This is a genomic window from Elongatibacter sediminis (assembly GCF_037892215.1).
In the GTDB taxonomy this organism is placed as follows: Bacteria; Pseudomonadota; Gammaproteobacteria; order Xanthomonadales; family SZUA-36; genus Elongatibacter; species Elongatibacter sediminis.
Genome location: NZ_JAZHOG010000027.1, coordinates 1 through 1,211 on the forward strand (window position 1 = coordinate 1; position 1,211 = coordinate 1,211).

Here is a 1,211-nt window from a genome sequence, read left to right on the forward strand (position 1 = left end):
TAACAGTTTGTTCGGGTACATGGGTAACACTTATTTTTGATGGCATTGTCGCGGTGATCGGAGAGCGCAATGCCTTGGAAAGAGGTGAATGCCATGGATCTGAGACGGGAGTTTGTTCTTTTGGCTCAAGAGGGTCAGATGAGTTTCGCGCGACTGTGTCGGCGCTACAGCATCAGTCGTAAGACTGGTTACAAGTGGATGCGGCGCTACACCCAGGAGGGGGACTGCGGACTCGCAGACCGCTCCAGGCGACCGCAGCACCAACCCCTAAAGACGCCGAAGGGGATGGAGCGGCTCGTGCTTCAGTATCGCGCTCGTTATACGGACTGGGGCGGGCGCAAGTTGGCGCGACTATTGCGCAACGATGGTCATCACGGGGTACCCAGCCCCAGTACGATTACCGAGATTCTGCGTCGTAACGGTCAGTTGCAGGGCGACTGCAGCGCATCACAGGGCCCTTTCATCCGCTTTGAACATCCCCACCCCAATGATCTATGGCAGATGGACTTCAAGGGCGATTTCGCACTCGCCCGAGGTCGCTGCCACCCCCTGACGGTGTTGGACGACCACTCCCGGTTCGCGCTGTGTCTGAAAGCATGCGCCAACGAGCGACAAGGCACGGTAAAAACCCATCTGACATCAACGTTTACACGGTATGGCCTGCCGTTGCGAATGACCATGGACAATGGCTCGCCCTGGGGCGGCGCCAGTGAACGACTCACCCAACTGGACGCATGGCTCATCGAGCTGGGAATCGGGGTCTCGCATTCGCGCCCCTATCATCCGCAGACTCAAGGCAAGGATGAGCGGTTTCATCGCACGCTGAATACCGAGCTTATCGGGCGACGGACTTTCGCCAACCAGCGTGAATGTCAGCAGGCCTTCGACCCGTGGCGCCATCGTTACAACACCCTCCGGCCGCACGAAGCCAAAGGGATGGACACACCCATCGAGCACTACCACCCTAGCCCGCGTGAATACCCCGGGAAGCCGCCGCCCTATGAGTACGCGTCGGGCGATCAGGTCCGCACGGTGGGCAAAAACCTGACCTGTTCATTCAAATACTGCGCCGTGTTCGTCGGCCAGGCCTTATTGGGTAAACAGGTGGCGTTCAGGCCGACCACTGAGGACGGCATCTATACGGTTCATTTCTGTCACCATTTGCTTGGTCGGGTCGACCTGAAGGCGATGGAAAAACGCACTGCACGAGG

1 protein-coding gene is annotated in these 1,211 nt (G+C 58.5%); it reads left to right on the plus strand.

Annotated features, from left to right (window positions below; all coding sequences use genetic code 11):
- Positions 1 to 69: 69 nt before the first annotated feature.
- Positions 70 to 1,211, plus strand: a 1,142-nt coding sequence (locus V3330_RS19590; RefSeq protein ID WP_354697158.1) for an IS481 family transposase, incomplete at its 3' end; no start/stop codon positions are given.